Origin of the sequence: Neobacillus mesonae (assembly GCF_023715155.1) — a bacterium.
In the GTDB taxonomy this organism is placed as follows: Bacteria; Bacillota; Bacilli; order Bacillales; family Cytobacillaceae; genus Neobacillus; species Neobacillus mesonae_A.
This window is the reverse complement of record NZ_JAMBNQ010000032.1, coordinates 1-20,518: the sequence shown is the minus strand read 5'-3', so window position 1 is coordinate 20,518 and position 20,518 is coordinate 1. Positions and strand designations below refer to the sequence as shown.

Here is a 20,518-nt window from a genome sequence, read left to right as displayed (position 1 = left end):
TTATATGTTTTCTAGAATTTCCGCTGATTCCGTTGCATTTTATCTATCAGTTAGCAAGCTTCTATTCTTTTTTACATCTGAACGGTTCATGGATGCCTTTGAAGCTGAGCGTTTTTTGAGAAAAGAATAAACATTCCCGAAAACTAACCCGAGATACAAATAAGTCAATCCTCCAAAAAGTCCATAAATGATCGTTCCCGCCACCGCCGTTAGGATACCGAATATAACTTGATCTTTATCTTTTCCCGGCGATGTAGGCGGATCTGTAAGCATAAAAAAGCCAAAGAAAAGAGTAGCATTGATAAAAGGTGGACGGAGGGCATCCACTTCATCCCCAATATTGAAATAACCGATAAGGAGCAATAGTAAAAAAGAGACACCTAAAAATGCAAAAAGCTGAGGGAACTTATTTACCCGGTTGGTGATGGTGTATCCTCCAATTAAAAGAAACGCTATGGTCCAGGCGGGAAGATCTCCAAATGCCCCCCACCAGCTTTGGGCGGAATGGAAGAAAAGGATAGATAAAAGCAAACCAATGGCTGCTGGATTAAAGATTGGCTTTTTCTTATAAACCAGAAGATACTTGGATAAAATGGCCATAACTGCTGTTCCTGCAACGACTCCTACAGATGATGTTGTACTTAAGATTAAGGAGATAATGAACCCTGTAATAATGGCACTGTCTGGCATGCTCCATTTTCTTTTTTTTACTATACGACAAAGAATGTCCACAATGACTGAAACGAAAACAGCCACAAAAGCATTTTGAATACCTGCTATATCTTTAGACACGAATGAGGCAATTAACAGGTAAAAAATCATCGCAATGGTCACATACCCTTTTGGTGTTTTAAGCCATTTCTTTGCTGTCATTTTGTATTCCTCCAACTTTAACGATTTGTAAATCAGATGTAATGAAAAGTCCACTTAGGCCAACGCTTTCGATTAATTTCTTTCCTTTTTCATGGCCAAACAAAAAGGCAGTTGTCGAAAAGGCATCCGCCAGCATGGCAAAAGGCGCAATAATGGTGGAACTGACACAATCATTAGGTGAATATCCCGTTTTTGGACTGATGATATGATGCATCCCGGGCATTTTGGCATTTCTACGTTCATAACTCCCAGAGGTACAAACTGCTTCATTTGAAATTTCTATACAATCAATAATTTGATCTTTTTTTATGGGGTGTTGAATGCCTACTTTCCAGGGGCGTCCATTCCTATCCATTCCGGCGGCAAACAGATCGCCTCCTGCATTAATGATAAAACTTTCAAATTCTCTTAGTTCCTTAGCAGCTAAATCAATGGCAAACCCTTTAGCAACCGCACCTAAATCAATCACAAGAGGCTTGTTTAAATATAATGTATGGTCTTGTTCATCTAAAATAATATCCCTATATGCAGCGGTGGAATCGGCAGAAGGCGTTTCTATGGACGTACCGGTTAAATAATGTCGATTATACCCCTGCTCCTCCATGACCTTTCCAATGGCTGGATCAAATTCACCCTCTGTCCATTTGGCCATTTCCAATGCGAACTTCAGAGGTTCAAATAAAAAAGGGCTGATTGGTACCGGCTTTTCCATGTTTCGGCAGGCAGTCATTAATTCACTGTCAGGACTAAATCGGCTGCAGGCATGTTCTACTTTCCGGAATGCTTCAAAAGCACGGTCCACTTTTGTTTCAGCCGCCTCTTTGGATGCTGTTCCATTTATCACTACCTGTATTTCAACAACTGTATCCATAAATAATTTCGCTTTTTTCATATTTTCTCCTAAATATTTAGTGCTTGGTCGAGTGCAGCTTGAACTGCATCTTGAAATGCTTCGGTACTGTATGTTGCCCCTGAAACATTCGTGACTTGGGCATTTTGATTTTGTAAAACCTCATCAGGCAGCCCAACGACATCACTTTCAGAATAATGCATAGCAAAATCACTAATTTCAACATCCGTAATTTTATCATTTTGTATGGTTACTGCGACTTCAATCGAGCCGCGTCTGTTTTCTCCCATGCCCGTAAAGGTACCATTTTTATATAATGATTTTTTGGACTGATTTTTTGATTCAGACAAACTTGTTTGGTCTGCTTGTGTTTGAATATTGATAGGGGGTTGTTGTCTCAAAGTTGTTTTCGCTGCTTCATCTTCCGTAGAAAAATAACCGGCGGCATAAACGGCTGTAACCGCCGCTGAACACAAAACAACCCACTTTCTATCCAATTTAGCCATAAAAAGCCCTCCCATATTTTCTTTATGGTTTTTAATGATTAACATTAGTATAATGAGGCAATCTTAAAATTCTCTTAGAAAGATAGAGATATTTTTCAATAAAATTGCTGATTTCTTTGTGGAAAGGTATAAAAACAAGCAAGTTTTTAAGAAAAATTAAATATTTCTTTGATAAAATATATAGTTAAAATTAGTTTTTACAAATTTTAGAATAAGGAACAAGGTGAAATGATGCGTGTTTTAGTCATAGAAGATGATTCTGCTCTTCGAAAAATCGTATCAACGATATTAGAAGAAGAAGGGTACGAAGTGGATCAATCTATAGATGGAAAGGAAGGCTTATTCATGTCCCAATCTGGGATGTACGATTTACTTATTATTGACCTCATGCTGCCAGGATTGGATGGAATTTCACTTATTAAAGAGCTGCATGTGAAGGGGATGAATGTTCCAACCCTCATTTTAACGGCAAAAGATAGTGTGGCCGATAAAGTAAAGGGTTTAGATGTAGGAGCAGATGATTATTTAGTAAAGCCTTTTGCTACTGAGGAATTTTTAGCAAGAGTAAGATCCGTCCTTAGACGTGCGGGGAAAATAGGCCTTGAGGGAAAAATATTCTATGGTGAAATTGTTTTGGATACCAATTCAATGCAATGTTCGATTGGGAAGAATTCGTTAAAGTTAACCAAAAAGGAATATGAATTACTTTATTATTTAATACAAAATCAGGAAAAAATCCTTATGCGTGACCAAATTTATGATCGCATTTGGGGGATTGAATCTGATGCGGGAGAGTCGATTGTTGATGTGTATATCCACTATTTACGAAAAAAATTAGCACCCTTTGGATATGGTGATAGTATTCGTACCATTCGAGGTGTAGGCTATATGCTTACGGAGGAATAAAATGTTTGAAAAGACAAGGCAGCGATTAGTATTATTAAATTCCATTGTCCTCTTAATCATATTAGGCAGTTTTGGAACATTCCTTTATTTTTATATGGAATATCGTTTAAATAGTCAGGTAGATGAAACATTGCAACATGCGAAATCGCATATTATCCGAGAGTACAAAGGGGATATGTCTGAATTTATAAAGCCAGAAGAAAATGAAGATGATCATCGGACGATTTTCCTTTTTTGGGGAAAAAACAATATCCTTCAGGCTGAAATCCCTAAACATATTATTTCTAAAAAGGTTGAAGATAAACTATTAGAAGAGAAAAATTCAAAGTCGCCGAGTACAGTTCATATGGGAAGTTTCCATTATCGAACGATCAACATTCCCATTCATCATTCGGTCAGTACAAATGGCAATATAAAATATGTAGAAAGAATACAATTAATTTATAATTTGAAACGTGAAAGGGAAATGCTGGAGCATCTTTTAGTGTTTATTGAATTTGGAAGTGTAATAAGCGTTATTGTAGCCATTCTAGCAGGATTCTTTTTAGCCAATAGAGCATTAGTGCCAATAAAATTGGCATGGAACAAACAATCTCAGTTTGTTGCAGACGCCTCACATGAATTACGTACGCCTCTTGCCGTAATGAAGCTGAATTTGGAACGTTTGTTTCGGCACCCTAAAAGCAGTATTGAAGAAGAAAGCGAAAATATCTCACAATCTATTAGTGAAATTAAGTATATGACGAAAATGATTTCCGAGCTCCTTACGTTGGCACGCTCTGATTCCAATCAGCTGGAGATGATCTTTAGTAAAGTTCAATTAGATACCTTATTAAATAAGGCGGTTCAAGACCTTTCGGAATTGGCCAAGGTAAAAGGTATAAACCTAATTGCGAATATCCAGAGTCCAGTGGAAATTCAAGGAGATAAGGAAAGACTTTATCAATTATTTATGATTATTTTAGATAACGCATTGAAATATACCACCAAAAATGGACAAATTACGGTTCAGTGCAATGTAAAAGGGTCGAATGCTCACATTGTCATTTCTGATTCAGGGGAAGGTATTTCTAAAGAAGACTTACCTTTGATTTTTGATCGTTTTTATCGAGGAGATAAAGCCAGGACTAGAAAATATGAAGGTACAGGTCTTGGTCTTTCCATTGCCAAGTGGATTATTGAATTACATGGAGGAAAAATCCGCGCAACGAGTGAAATGGGAATGGGGACTCAGATAATAATGCATGTTCCTCTTAACAAACGGCATAGCTAAACTCATAGTTTTCGGGAGAGGGATAAAAAATAAGCAGCTGTTCCAGCGCATGCCAGCAGTGACAAATCCCCATTTCCAAATGGGTTCGGGATTGGGATTTATAGTCCGGTAATCGATGAATGCGGCAATAGTGCTGAAGGAAAGATGCTGTTAAAACATATAGCAAGAGAATGTGATCCACATATTTTTGGATGGTAAATTCAAAAGGAGTATAGGGAAATAAAGGACAAATGAGCGGATATTCTCCAAACCAAAAGGGACCGGGCTGTTTTTGCCCGGTTTTTCATATTATCCAGGAAAAATTAAAGGGAATTTTTCGGTAGAAATCACGAACTAGATATCTGAATTCAGCTCCAGCACTTAGTCCCTCGAGGTCTTAAGACGTTCCTTTCCGGAGGGCAGGCAATCTTGAGGGTGAAGTCATAAGCTTGTCGGGACAGACACTAAAGAAAGCTTCTAAGCGAATCTACACCGCAGGAACAGGCTGTGCTTGTTCCGAAGGCGAATGTGCATTTCTTCTGTAAAGAAAATGAATTAAATAAGTAAATGTATGTAATATAATTGCATTTACTTAAAAATGATATATAATGACTTATAAGTACTTAAGTAATCTTGAGGAGAGGCGGGGGACATTTGTACCAAGAGGAACGACTAGTTGAAATTGTTGGATATTTAAAAAGACATGAGCGTATTTCCATCGAACAGATTTGTTCTCTTTTCAATGTCTCAAGGGATACTGCCAGAAGGGACCTTGTAAAGCTGGAAGAACAAAGATTAATTGTTCGAACACGCGGCGGTGCCATTTTACCGGCCGTCAATCAAGAAATATTAAACTATACCAATAGATTGAAGCAAGTTTCCGAAGAGAAGAAAGCGATTGGTAAAAAAGCAGCTTCACTTATTTATCCCGGGGACAAAGTAATATTTGACGCTACTACAACGGTTCAAGCATGTGCCGAGCAGATGGATCCAATCGATTGTACGGTCATTACCAACTCCATTAATATTGCAAACATTTTATCTTCTAAACCAAAGATCGATATTCAGTTACTCGGGGGAAAACTGCATAAAGAGCACCAATTCTTATATGGAATAGATGTCCTTGATAAGCTTTCTAATTACTATGTAAACAAAGCCTTTATTGGAATAACCGGTATCTCTGAACAGGGCATTACAGACGGTTATGAAGAAGAAGGAATTGTGAAAAAGAAAATGATTGAACAAGCGAAACAGGTCATTGTACTTGCTGACCATACCAAGCTTGGAAAAACAGGTTTTTATCAGTTTGCGGACCTGTCTAATGTGGATATCTTTATTACGGATCAAATTCCGCCGAAATCATTTCGAGATATATTGAACTCATATCATGTAGAATTACTCACGATTGAGCAGGACGAGGAGGAGGATGAATAATGGTAAAATTAATTGCATTGGATTTAGATGGCACTTTATTAAGAAATGGAGAATATATCAGCCAAAAAAATATAGATGCAATCAATGCTGCAAAGGATTCAGGGATTGAAATAGTGGTTGCGACAGGACGTGCTAATTTTGATGCACAATCGTTTTTCGAGGAATTAGATATTCATCCATGGATTATCGGGACAAATGGGGCCACGATTCATAAACCAAATGGCGGGTTTTTCCACTCCGTTCCTTTAAAAAAGGAATTGGCAATCGATATGTTACGTACCCTTGAGGAAGAATCTATTTATTATGAAGCATTTGTACAAAATCATATTTTAACTCCAGCGTTTGGCAGGAAGACGATGCTGCTGGAAATCGAGGAAGCTGCAAGACAGCAGAAAGATACAGAACGAATGCGGCTGGGAATGAAAATACAACAAGAACAAATGGGATACAAAACCATCCCTTCCTATAAGGATTTACTAGATGATGAGATTGAAATTTATAATATTTTAGCCATGTCCTTTTTAGAAGATAAACTGCTGAAGGGCTGGGGGCAATTTACAGAAGTCCCTGATATCACAATTGTAAAATCCGGAACACATAACTTCCATTTACAGCACAGTAAAGCATCAAAAGGAAATGCATTAAAAATATTAGCTGATCATCTTCAAATTGATTTAGCTGATACGGCTGCTGTGGGAGATAATTATAATGATCTTTCCATGATCGAGGCGGCAGGATTCGGTGCAGCGATGGGAAATGCGGATGATACCATAAAGGAAAAAAGTGATATGGTCACGCTATCGAATGAAGAAGATGGTGTAGCTCATTTTATTCATACGATTTTAAACAACAGGAAATCAATCAGCGGGGGTTTTTCTCACACTTATTAGTCATTTTTATACTAGATTTGTCAAAGAAACATTAAAGCCATGCATGTGCATGGCTCGTACCCTTTTTTAAGGGATTTAGTTTGAATGATTAAATGCTAATCATCCTTTAATTTTGATAAATCCGTTTCCTCACCAAATTCTGTGGAGTAACGAAGGTTTCTTGGATTTTGCCGATTCCCGTCCTGGACAGTATCATTTATTTGTGCAAACAAAAGCGGTATACAAGCTAGTCCGCTAATACCAACGAGTCCATAAACGACCCTTGATAAAAAGGCATTTTGTCCGCCAAAAATGGCTGCAACTAAATCGAATTGAAAGAAACCAATCAGTCCCCAGTTAATAGCCCCAATTATCGTTAAAACTAAGGCGATTCGTTGTAGGATCCCCATCAATAAAACACCTCCTTTATCTTTTTATGTGGATTCTAAATAATAAAGTGCTAAAAGGGAAGGACAAAACCCTTCCCCGTGAACCATTAGCGCCGGTGCTCGACTAAATCGATGGCCCCTAATACAATATGAGCCAATCCGAAACCAATAATCGAACCCGTGATCAACGGTTTCATGTTTCTATTGTTCCGTAATGCCACTCCAGTGGTCGTGACAGCTGATCCAAGTACTGCAGGGATTAATCCTTCGCGTACATTAACCATAAAAACACCCCTCCGTAACCTGCTAAGATTCACTCTTATCTTTTGTATTAGAAGCCGGTTTCATTCGAAAGATATGTGTTCATCCTCAATGAAATGATTGAAATATGAAAGGTGAATTTTTACGGTTTATTTGTCTTATGTTAGTGAAAAATAAAAAGAACTAATCTATACGAGGGGGAAAATCAATGATGAATCAAGAGTTAGAAGAAAAGGTTGTTACTATTATCTCTAATCACAAGACAGGCACCCTGGCATCGGTTGAAAACAATAAGCCCCATTCACGTTATATGACATTTTTCAATGAGGGTATGACATTATATACACCGACTAAAAGGGACACAGAAAAGGTGGATGAAATTGAAAACAATCCATATGTATCGGTATTGCTTGGATATGAGGAAAAGGGACAAAATGATGCTTTCGTTGAAATTTTAGGCACTTCCTCTATGAATGATACACAATCGTTGAAAGATAAATTCTGGGAAGAATCGTTTAGTAATTGGTTTGATGGGCCTAACGATCCAAACTACGTATTTCTTGAAATACAGCCTGAAACCGTCCGTATCTTAAATCTAAATGGTGAACCGCCGCAAGAATTCTCGCTAAAACACTAATGGGTAGATAGTTTTTACACACTTATACTTTATTCGAGCGCATTTCCGCAAAAAGGGATGCGCTCTTTTGTAACTCTAATTTAATGAGAAACTTGTCAGCCAACCATAAGCTGTGAAGCATGAGAAGAAAGGAATACGAACAGTTCAGTGATTTTCCAGGATTAACAGTACGCTTAATTGGAATGTTAGAAAAGGAATTTCCTGCGCCATCTTCGATATTTATGTTTTGTTAAACCTGATGCCGCTGCATGTAACGATGCAATCTTGTACGTGGTACATGCAGTTGTTTTGATTGAACCAGTAAAAGTAACGGCGTGTTTTGCAGTAATGTATGGGTGTATTGGTTTAGAATAAACCCCGCAGTGCTTAAGATTGTACGGCCTCCGTTTACGGCCATATAATAAAAAATGCACTGTTTTACGTCAACGTCCATCACTTTATCCAATACAGCTTCCTTCATACTAGATGAATTTTGCGGGATTATTTCATATTCCTGCATTTTTTAGGTGCGTGGTGTTATGAACTTTACATGAAAAAGTCAATAGTAATAAGGGTTTAAAGGATATAATCATCATGTGAGACAATTCACAAACAATACTTGGCAATGAAAACGAATTCAACTTTCGACATTATCTGATAAAATAATTCTTGTAAGGGGGAATCAACTTATGTACCTAGATGAAAGAAGCAATAAATTATTAAAAGAGATTCTTGGTAACCCCGAAATTTCTAATTTTACATTAGAAGAAAAGTTCCAACTTTCACGAAGACAGGTAAGTTACAGCATTAAAAAAATAAATGATTGGCTGGAATCAAATAATTATCCAAAGATCAAACGAACAAGCACTGGAAAATTTATTGTCAGTCCAATCATTATTGATTTATTTACTGATAGTGCAACACAGCAAACCAAAAAAAGCAGCTACATTCCATCAGAAAAGGAAAGAGCAAAATATATTATCTTAATGCTGCTAAGCAGCTCAGAAGAACTATCACTTAATCATTTTGCCTTTGCGTTGGACGTAAGCAAAAATACAGTACTTCGAGATATTAAATATGCTCAGATGATCATCGAGGATTACAAGCTCGAGATTGTCTACTCTAGAATTCACGGATACGAATTATCCGGAAGCGAGTGGAATAAAAGAAAGCTTTTAATTGAATTGCTGCTGGAATCTTTTAAAATCTATGACAGTGAATGGTATTTGCAAAAATCACTTGATATATCCACCACTGAAATTGAACACCTTCAACAATTAATGGAGAAGGTTGAAGCAAAACTACAATTAAAGTTTAGTGATGAAAGAATGCGGTTGCTGCAATATACAATTGCTATTCTTTACAGAAGAATCAGAAAAGGCGAAGTGATTGATGACTTCTATCATATTAATTATGAAGAGTTATCAGACACTAAAGAGTTCGAAGCTGCAGAAATACTGATTAATGATTTAGGAAGTGTGCCAAAAGCAGAACGTTTGTTTATTACTTTACAGCTCTTAACTGCAAACGTTTTAACTTCACAATTATTAACAGATCAAGAACTGCCGCAGCTAAGACAGGCCCTTAGCGAATGTCTAAATGTGTTCGAAAGAAAGGCAATTGTGGAGTTAAAGGATAAAGAGGAATTCCTTGATAAACTGATGCTGCACATGAAGCCTGCCTACTATCGAATCAAATATCATTTAACAACGAACTATAAAATGATAGAAAAAGTCAGCGACGAATTTGATGCGATTCACTATATTGTCAAAGACTCTATCAAACCACTTGAAGATTATATTAATTGCCCTATACCGGAAGAAGAGATTTCGTTTATCACGATTCTTATCAGCGGGTATCTCATTAATAGCGGTAAAACGATTCATATGAAAAAGAGGGCTGCAGTGGTTTGTCTTAATGGTGTATCCATTTCAAACTTAATGGAAAATACATTAAGAGACTTATTTCCTGAATTTTACTTTTATGATGCCTTTTCAATCCGTGAATTCCAAGCATTAGACATTGACGCTGATATCATCTTTTCACCCGTTCCGATTCATACGGATAAAAAGTTATTTATCGTAAAGGGATTAATGACCGATTTTGAAAAGCTGCAGCTGCGTCAGCGTGTAATGAAGGAAATATTTGGCTTGAATTCAAATGTCATAAATATCGATCAACTAATTATGATTATTGAAAAACATGCCAAAATTCAAGAAATGCAGGCATTAGAAAAAGATTTACAAGAATATTTTACATTCCAAATATCCAGTAATGAGGAAAAAAGAACAACTGGATATAACCTTTCAGACTTGATAAATTTGCAAACGATTACGATAGAAAATCATGTAGACAGCTGGCACCATGCTATTGAGCTGGCAGCTCAGCCTCTTTTAACAAAAGGAATTATTACAGAACAGTATATTGAAGTGGTGAAAGACTTATATCCTTCCGTTTCTCCACATATTGTTCTTGGACGAAATATCGCAATCCCGCATGCTGGTCCAGAAGATGGAGTGAATGCAGTTGGAATGAGTCTGTTAAAGATGAATGAAGGACTCACTCTTGAGGATGGTAGAAAACTTCATCTGATTGTTGTCATTGCTGCGGTTGATAAAAATCAACATTTAAATGCATTATTACAACTTATGAAATTAGCAAGTACTGACGAGACCATTAAAAAAATGATTTCAACAGATAGTCAAGAAGATATTTTTGAGACAATCAATAAATTTTCACGGTAACAATTGAATAGGGGTGTTTTTAATGTCGATAGAACAATTTCTAAATGATGATTTAATTAAACTGAATTTATCATGTAAAGATCAAAATGATCTTTTTGAAGTGATGTATAAAGAAGCTTTTAGCAAAGGAATGGTTGACGAATTATTTTTAACCAAGATTAAAGAAAGAGAGTCTGTATTTCCAACTGGATTAAATCTCAATAAATTTAGTGTTGCGATTCCCCATACAGATCCGCAATATGTTAAGGAACAGTTCATTGCTGTAGTGACATTAGAGAATCCTGTAAAGTTCCATTTAATGGATGATGCTAGTCAGGAAACAGATGTAAGCGTAATCTTCATGCTGGGCTTAAATCAGCCGCATCAACAAATTGAAACATTACAGCAGTTAATGGCGATCATGCAAGACACTAGTAATATTGAAAAACTACTAGCCGCAACCAATAGTGAAGAGGTTCATTCCATCTTTAAACAAATTGAGGCTTCGGTTTAATTTTAAGGGGGTGATAGAAGGAAACACTGGTAATTAATAATCAATAATCTTATTCCGCTTTTTGGGAAAATTTATGCTTAATAAAATAGTAAACAAAAAAACTATGATGATATTTGGAGGAGAAAAAAATGAAAAAAAGAATTTTAGTAGCATGTGGAGCAGGTATCGCAACTTCAACAGTAGTATGTAACCGTGTGGAAAAATTAGTAAAAGACAATAATGTAGATGCTGAAGTCATCCAATGTAAAATTGCAGAAGTAAAAGCAAAACAAAAAGGTGCAGATTTAATCATTTCTACCACTATTCTGCCAACAACTTATGAGATTCCAGCAATTATTGCAACTTCTTATATTACTGGTATTGCAATGGAGTCATTAGATAAGAAAATTCTTGATGCTCTTAAGTAATCATTAAAAAATCAAAAAAATCATGGTCTGTATCAATGGGTGCAGATCATGACTACATCTTTTTTCAAGATAATTCATTATGTACGGAGGTCCCAATATGGACAGTTTATTATCTGGCATTCAATACGTATTAAATTTAGGCCCAACAGTTATTTTGCCAATTGCTATTTTGGTTATCGGTTTACTTTTTGGTACAGGGTTTAAAAATTCATTTAAATCAGGTATTACAATCGGTATTGGTTTCGTTGGTGTTAACTTAGTCATTGGAGTTTTAGTTGATAACTTAGGACCGGCAGCACAGCAAATGGTTGAACGGTTTGGATTACATCTAACCGTTATGGATGCAGGATGGCCTGCAGCAGCTGCAGCATCTTGGGCATCGCCGGTTGCCGCAATCTTAATTCCTATCTGTTTAGTTGTGAACGTTATTCTGTTATTGCTTAAAGGAACAAAAACATTAGATATTGATATTTGGAACTACTGGCACTTCATTGCTGCAGGTGCTACTGGATATGTTGTAACTGGCAGCTGGTGGATTGCTATTCTATGTGCCGTTATTTATGAAATCATTGTATTAAAAATTGCAGACTGGACCGCTCCATTGATTCAAAAATACTTTGGACTTGAAGGGATTTCACTTCCAACTGGTTCAACTGCAGCATTCGGTCCAATCGGGATTTTAGTTGGCTGGCTCATTACAAAAATCCCTGGTATCAATAAATTACACGCTGACCCAGAATCTATTCAAAAACGTTTTGGTATCTTCGGTGAACCAATGATGATGGGCTTAATTCTAGGTGTAGTCATTGGATTGCTGGCAGGATATGATGCTGGCGGAGTAGCGAAAATCGGTATTTCAATGGCAGCCGTTATGCTTCTAATGCCTCGTATGGTTAAAATTTTAATGGAAGGTTTAATTCCAATTTCTGAAGCAGCACGTACTTTCTTACAAAAACGTTATGGTGACCGTGACATCTATATTGGTTTGGATGCAGCATTATCTGTTGGTCATCCATCTGTAATGGCAACAGCACTTATTTTAGTACCAATTACATTATTCTTAGCCGTTATTTTACCAGGAAACAAAGTATTACCATTTGGTGACTTGGCAACCATTCCATTCTATATTGCATTCGTGGTTGCATTCTTAAGAGGAAATATTATTCACTCTGTCCTTGCAGGAACAGTAATGGTAGCCTTATCACTTTATATGGCAACAAACTTTGCTCCTGTTCATACACTCATGATGCAAGGTGCTCAATTCACAGCTCCTGATGGTGCAACACAATTATCAAGCTTAGACCTTGGCGGTAACTTATTGAACTGGTTAATCTTGAAGTTCTCTCAAGCAATGCATGCCATATTTTAATACGAGTTTTACCCCATAAGACAATTGGCACATTGCCTTTTGTCTTATGTTTTTGAAGGAGGAGAATAAATTGAAAATGAAAGCTGCTGTATTACATTCAATTAACAATATTATATATGAAGATATTGAAATAAAGCCGTTAAAAGAAGATGAAGTAAGAATTAAAGTCATGGCAGCCGGGATTTGCGGTTCTGATACTCATAAGATGGTTTCAAAGTGGAAATATGATCTGCCAGCCATCATGGGTCATGAGTTCTCAGGAGTAGTGGTTGAGAAAGGGAAAGATGTAACAAAATTTGAAATTGGTGACAGAGTTCTTGGTATTCCGTTCGAGCCATGTTATGAATGTGAATATTGCCTAAAAGGCGAGTTTTCCTTATGTGAAAATCATGGAATGATTGGATCCAAATCTTTTGGTGCATTTGCTGAATTTGTCAATGTAAAAGAAAGAAATGTTCTGCCAATCGGTGATATGGATTTTGAACAGGCTGCCATGGTTGAACCGCTTGCAGTTGCTGCTCATGGTGTGATGGGTATTGAGCCAAATATTGGCGATGTCGTAGCTGTTTTTGGAATGGGCACCATCGGTATGTTAGTCGTTGAATGGTTGAAAGTTGCCGGTGTCAAAGAAATTATTGCCATTGATATCTCTGATGAAAAGTTACAAGAAGCGATGGAAAGAGGCTGTGACAAGACCATTAATTCACTTAAAGAAGATTTATTTGAAAAGATTAATGAGTATACCAATGGACGAGGAGTCGATATTGCCATCGAATGTGCAGGCTCAAATATTACGCAAGAACAATGCCTGCTTGTTACCGCTAAAAAAGGAAAAGTGGGCTATTTAGGTATTGCCTATAAAGATGTCCATTTATCTGAAAAAGCATTTGAAAATATTTTTAGAAGAGAACTTACATTAAAAGGTTTCTGGAATTCTTATTCTGCCCCATTCCCTGGTAAAGAATGGACAAATAGCATTGACTTCCTAAATCAAGGGAAAATCAACGTGAAAGATTTAATTTCACATCGTTTTGATCTTTGTGATACACAAAAGGCATTTAACCTGATGATTAATCGTGAAGAGCCTTACGGTAAAGTGATGATCCTGCCAAACAAAGAATAATAGAAGCGTAATAACAGAGTAATAGAAGAATAATAGAGGAGGAAACTGAAAATGAAAGCAGTTATGAAACATGAAGTTGGTTATGATAATATGTCACTTGTTGATATTCCTGAACCAGAGGCATATGATGACAAAGTGAAAATCAAGGTTGCTTATACTGGAATTTGTGGTTCTGATATCCATACTTTTAAAGGAGAATACGGTAATCCTACATTGCCGGTTGTTCTAGGACATGAATTTTCAGGTGTTGTTGTAGAGGTTGGTAAAGATGTCAAGAATGTAAAAGTCGGAGACCGTGTAACAAGTCAAACCACTTTTACAACATGCGGCGAATGTGATTATTGTAAAGAAAAAGATTATAATCTATGTTCAAACCGTAAAGGCTTAGGTACACAAGCAAATGGCAGTTTCGCAGAATATGTGATTTCTAGAGAAGAAAGTGTCCATGTATTACCTGAGGAAATCACCCTAAAAGGCGCTGCACTGACAGAACCGCTTGCATGTTGTGTCCATGCAGCATTAGAAAAAACGACCATTAGTAAAGATGATAAAGTCTTAATCTTTGGACCTGGACCAATTGGCTTATTGTTAGCACAAGTAGTGAAAGCTCAAGGAGCATTTGTTATTCTTTCAGGGATTACGAAAGATATGCCGCGCCTGCAATTAGCAAAATCACTAGGTGTTGATGTCATTGTGGACAGCCTTCAAGAAAACCTTGAAGAAATTGTCTTAAAACATACAAATGGTTATGGAGCAAATAAAGTATTTGATTGTTCCGGGGCTGTACCTGCACTAAACCAAGGTCTGCCGCTTGTAAGGAAAAAAGGAACTTTCGTTCAAGTAGGTCTTTTCGCAGAAAAATTAAACCCACAAAACCAAGAAGCTATTATTCAACGTGAAATTAGCTATGTTGGAAGCCGTTCTCAAAAACCAAGTTCTTGGGTAATCGCTTTAGATCTGTTAAAGAACCAAAAAATTGATGTCGAAAAAATGGTAACTAAAATTGTACCATTAGATGAATGGAGATCTGGATTCGAAGCTGTTATGGCTGGAAATGAAATCAAAGTGATGGTTCAATCTAACGAAATCTAATACTTATCATGAATAAGCAGAGGCCCGCTGTACATATCACAGCGGGTTTTTGCTGTTGTTTAGACCACATCACAGTACAGGACAATCAGGCATACATGATATGGGATGGAAACGTAGCCAAATGATGTAATAGTGGTGGTAGTATTATATTTGTGAAGGTTGGAAGTTAAGTCTGTGTTAAAGGTAAATAGTTTATTTTTTAACCAAGTTGATTGGAGCGGCAGGCACGAAGACTTCTCGTAAATGCTAACGCATTTTCTTCGTGCGTGGGTAGATTCAGGGATGTTTTTCAGTGTCCTGCAGGAGTACGGAACAGGGGAGACCCCACAGGCGCCAAAGCGCCGAGGAGGCTCCCCGTACCGCACGCGAACCGCCTGTGCCTGGAGCGCAAATCAACGACCTAATTAAAAAAGTTGATTCTCCTGCGAAATTAAATAAAGTTAAAATTTTTTGCTAAAAAGTCAATAGCGTAACTAACTCAAGAAGGTGTGATACAGTGCAAACCATTGCAGCTTCTATTATGTGTGCTGATCAGTTGAAATTAGAAAAGGAACTTAGGGATTTAGAAAAAGCAAATGTTGAATTGCTTCATTGTGATGTGATGGATGGAGTATTTGTGAATAATTTAGCAATGGGGCCCTATGTGCTGGAGCAAATTAAAGAGTCTGCCAATATTCCATTAGATATTCATTTAGCAACAGAAAATCCATCTAACTATATTGATCTCTTTGCACCCATTCACCCAAAGTATATCTCCTTTCATGTCGAAGCAAGCAACGATGTGGTAAGAGATATCAATAAGATTAAGGAATATGGGATTGAACCTGTCTTAGCTTTAAGTCCCCAAAGTCCGATTGAAATGATTAAGCCATACATATCTATGGTGCCAATGATCTTAATGATGACCGTGAATCCTGGTTTTGCGGGACAAAAGTTTAATTACAAGGTATTGGATAAATTAGATGAACTAAATGCATTGATGGAAACAATGGAACATCGCCCTTTAATAGAGGTAGATGGCAATATTAATCAACATACCATTCCTTTATTGCTTGAAAGAGGAGCAAATGTTTATGTATTAGGGACATCCGCCCTCTTTAATAAAAATGAAGGAACTTATACTGAGAAGGTTCAGCAGTTAAGAGAGCTATTTAAAAGCGAAGAGTTTTGCTGAATATAGATTTGCTGTTTTTTTAAAATGAAAGTAAGGAAGTGTTTAACATGTTAGTACAAACAAAACAAGATATTGAACAGTTAGCTATTAACACCATTAGAACTTTATCCATTGATTCGATTGAAAAGGCAAACTCAGGACACCCAGGTATCACGATGGGGGCAGCTCCTATGGCCTATGCCTTATGGGCAAAAGAAATGAATCATAATCCTGTAAATCCAAAATGGGTTAATCGTGATCGTTTTGTATTATCTGCTGGTCATGGTTCAGCACTTTTATACAGCCTTTTACATTTATTCGGATATGATGTATCGATTGAGGATTTAAAGAATTTCCGCCAGTGGGGAAGTAAAACACCAGGTCATCCTGAATTTGGCCATACGGCTGGAGTAGATGCAACAACAGGTCCATTAGGCCAGGGAATCGCCATGGCCGTAGGTATGGCAATGGCTGAACGCCATCTTGCAGAAACATACAATAAAGATGATTTTAATGTCATTGATCACTATACATTCAGTCTTTGCGGTGATGGAGACTTAATGGAAGGTGTATCTGCTGAAGCAGCTTCCCTTGCAGGCCATCTAAAGCTTGGCCGCCTTGTTGTATTATATGATTCTAATGACATCTCATTAGATGGTGATTTACATCTATCTTTCTCTGAAAGTGTAGAAAATAGATTTAAAGCATATGGCTGGCAAGTCATCCGCGTAGAAGATGGAAATGATATTGAAGCCGTTCAAAAAGCAATTGCAGAGGCAAAAGCAGAAACGGAAAGACCAACACTTATTGAGGTGAAGACAACCATCGGTTTCGGTTCACCGAACAAATCCGGTTCTTCAGCTTGTCACGGCGCACCGCTTGGAGCGGAGGAAGTGAAATTAGTAAAAGCTTCTTATGAATGGGAAACAGAAGAACCATTCTTCGTACCTGAAGAGGTAAAAGCTCATTTTAACCATTTTGCAGCTGCCGGACAAGAGAAAGAACAGGCCTGGAATGAACTGTTCAATGCTTACAAAGCAGCCTATCCAGAACTAGCTGCCCAGCTGGAATGTGCGATAAGCGGCAAACTTCCTGAGAATTGGCAAGAGAATCTTCCAGCATTTGAATCTGGCGGAAAAATGGCTACAAGGGCTTCATCCGGAAAAGTGATCAATGCAGCAGCAAAAGTTCTTCCACAATTAGTCGGCGGATCTGCAGACCTTGCTGGTTCTAATAAAACATTGATTTCTTCAGAAAAGAATTTTGCCCTTGATGGTTATGCAGCACGGAATATTTGGTTTGGTGTACGTGAATTTGCGATGGGAGCAGCATTGAATGGTATGGCTCTTCATGGCGGTGTAAAAGTATTTGGAGCAACATTCTTTGTATTCTCTGATTATGTCCGCCCTGCGATTCGTCTTGCAGCATTAATGAAATTACCTGTTACTTATGTCTTTACACATGACAGTATTGCTGTAGGAGAAGATGGTCCGACCCATCAGCCAATTGAGCAGCTGGCAGCTTTACGTGCAATGCCGGGAATTTCTGTGATTAGACCTGCAGATGCAAAAGAAACAGCAGCAGCATGGCGTTTGGCACTTGAAAGCCAAGACCACCCAACAGCATTAGTTTTAACCAGACAGGATTTACCAACTCTTGATGTTGACCAAGACCAAGTATTTGAAGGCGTGAAGAAGGGTGCCTATGTGGTTTCACCTGCAAATGGTGAAGCAGAGGGACTATTAATAGCAACAGGTTCTGAGGTTTCATTAGCGATTGAAGCTCAGGCTGAACTTGAAAAAGAAGGCCTCCATGTTTCGGTTGTCAGCATGCCAAGCTGGGATCTTTTTGAACAACAATCAGCGGAATACAAGGAAAGTGTCATTCCAAGAAATGTCCGGGCACGCGTTGCCATTGAGCTGGGATCTTCATTTGGCTGGAGAGAGTACATTGGCGAATATGGAGAAAAGATCACCATTGATCATTTTGGCGCATCAGCACCTGCTAATAAATTACTGCAAGAATATGGATATACTGTAGAAAATGTAGTTCGTACATTTAAACAGTCAGCAGAAAACATAAAGTAATTTGTTTTTCATTTAACTTTTTGTAAAATAACAATGTAACTTATTATTAATAAATGCTTAAAGGAGCAATTCAAACATGGCAGAAAAAGTATATACAATCATTGATGAGGCGGGAATTCACGCACGCCCGGCAACCATTCTAGTAAATACAGCAACAAAGTTTTCTTCAGATGTAAGTCTTGAATACAAAGGGAAAACTGTTAACTTAAAATCCATTATGGGTGTTATGTCATTAGGGGTTGCAAAAGGCGCTGAAGTGACAGTAAAAGCCACTGGTTCTGATGAAGATGCGGTCATCGCGCAACTGACTCAAACCATGAAAGAAAACCATTTAATTAGCGAATAAGTTTATGAGCAGTATGCTGGAAGAATGTATTTTTCTTCTAATATGCTGCTCCTTTTTTATAAGCCGGCAAGTACAGCTTTAAAAGCCGATCTAACCTGTTTTTTGGGGGGGCACATTTTCTAAATGAATGATGATACACATTTTTACAGAACCTTTTAATTAGCACACCATTAACTTAAAATTTGTGACAAATTGACGTATAATAAAAACATGGTGATATTTCAATCTGTAAGATGGATAACTTAAAAAGGAGAGGTGCAATATGAAATTTTCAGAGTTAGACGCAGCTCTTTATTGCTCCCGTTGCCATGACAAAACGCTGCATCAAGTAGAATATTTAAATAACAAAATCTATAGTATTGAATGTACGAACTGTCACCATAAAATTGTCTCAGAAATGAATCCAATGAGAGAGTTGTATAAAGAGGTTTATAAAAGAGTCACCTCTAAGCCAACAAGATTAACCAAAGAATATAAAGAAGGTTCCACCCACTTTCTAGGCCAGCTGCCAAAGCGGGTCCTATCCAAACCATACCGGTTGAAAAATTACGTAAGTGAAACGAAAAATGCCTTGAAGAAAATGAAGGCTGAAAAATAGGTTAGGTCCTGAAGATTGGCAGCATCAAAGGGATTCAGATTAATGGAAATTGAAACCGATATCAAAGATTTTAAGATAAAAAACGGAGCGCCAAGTCCTATCAAGGTCGTGGCCTGTGCTGAAATATGACTAAATAACCTTACCTGAGGGGGAGGTTATTTTTTTTGCTCATTTAACAATAGACAACGGAGGAGTCTGAACACTTATTGGGGGAAACCAATAAATCACCGTTAAAATCGCTGGTTAACTCGCAAGTTATAATTCTAAGGTTACATCACATTTGGTATTGGCGGCGACTGAACCCGGGTGAATCAATGAAAGACAGAATTCAGATTTTCTGGAGGAAGTAGTCTTTCATAACCCGGATGAAGGACAGAATTCGGATTTTTTGAAGGAATTTGTCTTTCATAACCCGGATGAAGGACAGAAGTCAGATTTTCTGAAGGAAGTAGTCTTTCATCACCCGGATGAAGGACAGAATTCAGATTTACCGAAGGAAGTAGTCTTTCATCACCCCGATGAAAGACAGAATTCAGATTGACCGAAGGGATTTGTCTTTCATAGCCTCGATGAAGGACAGAAGTCAGATTTTCTGAAGGAAGTAGTCTTTCATCACCCCGATGAAGGACAAAATTCAGATTTTCTGAAGGGATTTGTCTTTCATCACCCCGATGAAGGACAGAATCCAGACTTTCTGAAGGAAGTAGTCTTTCATAGTCTCGATGAAGGACAGAATTCAGATTTACCGAAGGAATTTGTCTTTCATCACCCCGATGAAGGACAGAATTCAAATTTACCGAAGGGATTTGTCTTTCATCACCCCGATGAAGGACAGAATCCAGACTTTCTGAAGGAATTTGTCTTTCATAGCCTCGATGAAGGACAGAAGTCAGATTTTCTGAAGGAAGTAGTCTTTCATAACCCGGATGAAGGACAGAATTCAGATTTACCGAAGGGATTTGTCTTTCATCACCCGGATGAAGGACAAAATTCAGATTTTCTGAAGGGATTTGTCTTTCATAGGATAAAGTCCGTATAATTGTGTAAAAAAAAATGAGTCATTTTATTCATTCCTGGCAACACTGTTTTCAACCACGATAAACAATGAAAAGAGGAATAAAATGACTCAAGTACAGTTTAACCTAAATAT

The 20,518-nt window shown here is 37.5% G+C and carries 22 protein-coding genes and 1 pseudogene; 17 read left to right on the top strand and 6 right to left on the bottom strand.

Annotated features, from left to right (window positions below; all coding sequences use genetic code 11):
• Positions 1 to 39: 39 nt before the first annotated feature.
• The 3 genes from M3183_RS20245 to M3183_RS20235 are packed head-to-tail and all read right to left on the bottom strand — an operon-like array spanning position 40 to position 2,229.
• A complete protein-coding gene (locus M3183_RS20245; RefSeq protein ID WP_251472487.1) occupies positions 40 to 873 on the bottom strand; it encodes an RnfABCDGE type electron transport complex subunit D in 834 nt (277 codons plus the stop codon).
• A complete protein-coding gene (locus M3183_RS20240) occupies positions 851 to 1,765 on the bottom strand; it encodes an FAD:protein FMN transferase (RefSeq protein ID WP_251472486.1) in 915 nt (304 codons plus the stop codon). The genes M3183_RS20245 and M3183_RS20240 overlap by 23 nt, the downstream gene beginning before the upstream one ends.
• An 8-nt stretch (positions 1,766 to 1,773) precedes the next feature.
• On the bottom strand, positions 1,774 to 2,229 hold the full coding sequence (locus M3183_RS20235; RefSeq protein ID WP_251472484.1) for an FMN-binding protein: 456 nt from the start codon (positions 2,227 to 2,229) through the stop codon (positions 1,774 to 1,776).
• 228 nt (positions 2,230 to 2,457) lie between these two features.
• Between M3183_RS20235 and M3183_RS20230 the strand changes: the two genes are divergently transcribed.
• From M3183_RS20230 to M3183_RS20210, 5 genes and pseudogenes are all read left to right on the top strand, one after another.
• The gene (locus tag M3183_RS20230) at positions 2,458 to 3,135 is read left to right on the top strand and encodes a response regulator transcription factor (protein WP_311315390.1); all 678 of its coding nucleotides are present in this window, start codon (positions 2,458 to 2,460) and stop codon (positions 3,133 to 3,135) included.
• A 1-nt stretch (position 3,136) separates the two neighbouring features.
• Positions 3,137 to 4,408: a sensor histidine kinase gene (locus M3183_RS20225; RefSeq protein ID WP_251472482.1), complete on the top strand. Its 1,272-nt coding sequence runs from the start codon at positions 3,137 to 3,139 to the stop codon at positions 4,406 to 4,408.
• An 84-nt stretch (positions 4,409 to 4,492) separates the two neighbouring features.
• Positions 4,493 to 4,606 (top strand): annotated as a pseudogene (locus M3183_RS20220) (glutaminase); the annotation flags it as partial.
• Positions 4,607 to 5,041: 435 nt separating this feature from the next.
• Entirely contained in the window at positions 5,042 to 5,821 is a 780-nt protein-coding gene (locus M3183_RS20215; protein ID WP_251472480.1) for a DeoR/GlpR family DNA-binding transcription regulator, read from the top strand.
• On the top strand, positions 5,821 to 6,711 hold the full coding sequence (locus M3183_RS20210; RefSeq protein WP_251472479.1) for a Cof-type HAD-IIB family hydrolase: 891 nt from the start codon (positions 5,821 to 5,823) through the stop codon (positions 6,709 to 6,711). Before M3183_RS20215 ends, M3183_RS20210 begins: the two co-directional genes overlap by 1 nt.
• 95 nt (positions 6,712 to 6,806) lie before the next feature.
• On the opposite strand, the gene M3183_RS20205 is transcribed toward M3183_RS20210, so the two are convergent.
• Both M3183_RS20205 and M3183_RS20200 read right to left on the bottom strand, forming a co-directional pair.
• Positions 6,807 to 7,100, bottom strand: a complete 294-nt coding sequence (locus M3183_RS20205) for a DUF378 domain-containing protein (RefSeq protein WP_251472478.1) — start codon at positions 7,098 to 7,100, stop codon at positions 6,807 to 6,809.
• A gap of 86 nt (positions 7,101 to 7,186) precedes the next feature.
• Positions 7,187 to 7,363, bottom strand: a complete 177-nt coding sequence (locus tag M3183_RS20200) for an asparagine synthase (RefSeq protein ID WP_251472477.1) — start codon at positions 7,361 to 7,363, stop codon at positions 7,187 to 7,189.
• A 188-nt stretch (positions 7,364 to 7,551) separates the two neighbouring features.
• On the opposite strand from M3183_RS20200, the gene M3183_RS20195 reads away from it, so the two are divergent.
• Complete coding sequence (locus M3183_RS20195) at positions 7,552 to 7,977, top strand: pyridoxamine 5'-phosphate oxidase family protein (protein WP_396953744.1); 426 nt, start codon at positions 7,552 to 7,554, stop codon at positions 7,975 to 7,977.
• 229 nt (positions 7,978 to 8,206) lie between these two features.
• Here M3183_RS20195 and M3183_RS20190 read toward each other — a convergent pair whose 3' ends face one another.
• Complete coding sequence (locus M3183_RS20190; RefSeq protein WP_251472475.1) at positions 8,207 to 8,476, bottom strand: hypothetical protein; 270 nt, start codon at positions 8,474 to 8,476, stop codon at positions 8,207 to 8,209.
• A 169-nt stretch (positions 8,477 to 8,645) separates the two neighbouring features.
• Between M3183_RS20190 and M3183_RS20185 the strand changes: the two genes are divergently transcribed.
• From M3183_RS20185 to M3183_RS20135, 11 genes are all read left to right on the top strand, one after another.
• Positions 8,646 to 10,700, top strand: coding sequence for a BglG family transcription antiterminator (locus M3183_RS20185; protein ID WP_251472474.1), 2,055 nt, complete (start codon positions 8,646 to 8,648; stop codon positions 10,698 to 10,700).
• 22 nt (positions 10,701 to 10,722) lie between these two features.
• On the top strand, positions 10,723 to 11,193 hold the full coding sequence (locus tag M3183_RS20180) for a PTS sugar transporter subunit IIA (protein ID WP_251472473.1): 471 nt from the start codon (positions 10,723 to 10,725) through the stop codon (positions 11,191 to 11,193).
• Positions 11,194 to 11,321: 128 nt separating this feature from the next.
• Positions 11,322 to 11,600, top strand: coding sequence for a PTS sugar transporter subunit IIB (locus M3183_RS20175; protein WP_251472471.1), 279 nt, complete (start codon positions 11,322 to 11,324; stop codon positions 11,598 to 11,600).
• A gap of 97 nt (positions 11,601 to 11,697) precedes the next feature.
• Positions 11,698 to 12,969, top strand: coding sequence for a PTS galactitol transporter subunit IIC (locus M3183_RS20170; protein ID WP_251472469.1), 1,272 nt, complete (start codon positions 11,698 to 11,700; stop codon positions 12,967 to 12,969).
• Positions 12,970 to 13,045: 76 nt separating this feature from the next.
• A complete protein-coding gene (locus M3183_RS20165) occupies positions 13,046 to 14,092 on the top strand; it encodes a galactitol-1-phosphate 5-dehydrogenase (RefSeq protein ID WP_251472524.1) in 1,047 nt (348 codons plus the stop codon).
• 51 nt (positions 14,093 to 14,143) lie between these two features.
• Positions 14,144 to 15,184 carry a zinc-binding dehydrogenase gene (locus M3183_RS20160; protein ID WP_251472467.1) on the top strand — a complete coding sequence of 347 codons (1,041 nt, stop codon included), beginning with the start codon at positions 14,144 to 14,146 and terminating at the stop codon, positions 15,182 to 15,184.
• A gap of 496 nt (positions 15,185 to 15,680) precedes the next feature.
• Positions 15,681 to 16,358, top strand: coding sequence for a ribulose-phosphate 3-epimerase (rpe, locus tag M3183_RS20155; protein WP_251472465.1), 678 nt, complete (start codon positions 15,681 to 15,683; stop codon positions 16,356 to 16,358).
• 47 nt (positions 16,359 to 16,405) lie between these two features.
• Positions 16,406 to 18,424 carry a transketolase gene (gene tkt / locus M3183_RS20150; protein ID WP_251472463.1) on the top strand — a complete coding sequence of 673 codons (2,019 nt, stop codon included), beginning with the start codon at positions 16,406 to 16,408 and terminating at the stop codon, positions 18,422 to 18,424.
• Positions 18,425 to 18,500: 76 nt separating this feature from the next.
• A complete protein-coding gene (locus M3183_RS20145; RefSeq protein ID WP_251472461.1) occupies positions 18,501 to 18,770 on the top strand; it encodes a phosphocarrier protein HPr in 270 nt (89 codons plus the stop codon).
• A 262-nt stretch (positions 18,771 to 19,032) separates the two neighbouring features.
• The gene (locus M3183_RS20140) at positions 19,033 to 19,368 is read left to right on the top strand and encodes a bh protein (protein ID WP_251472460.1); all 336 of its coding nucleotides are present in this window, start codon (positions 19,033 to 19,035) and stop codon (positions 19,366 to 19,368) included.
• A gap of 388 nt (positions 19,369 to 19,756) precedes the next feature.
• A complete protein-coding gene (locus M3183_RS20135) occupies positions 19,757 to 19,909 on the top strand; it encodes a hypothetical protein (protein WP_251472459.1) in 153 nt (50 codons plus the stop codon).
• Positions 19,910 to 20,518 lie beyond the last annotated feature (609 nt).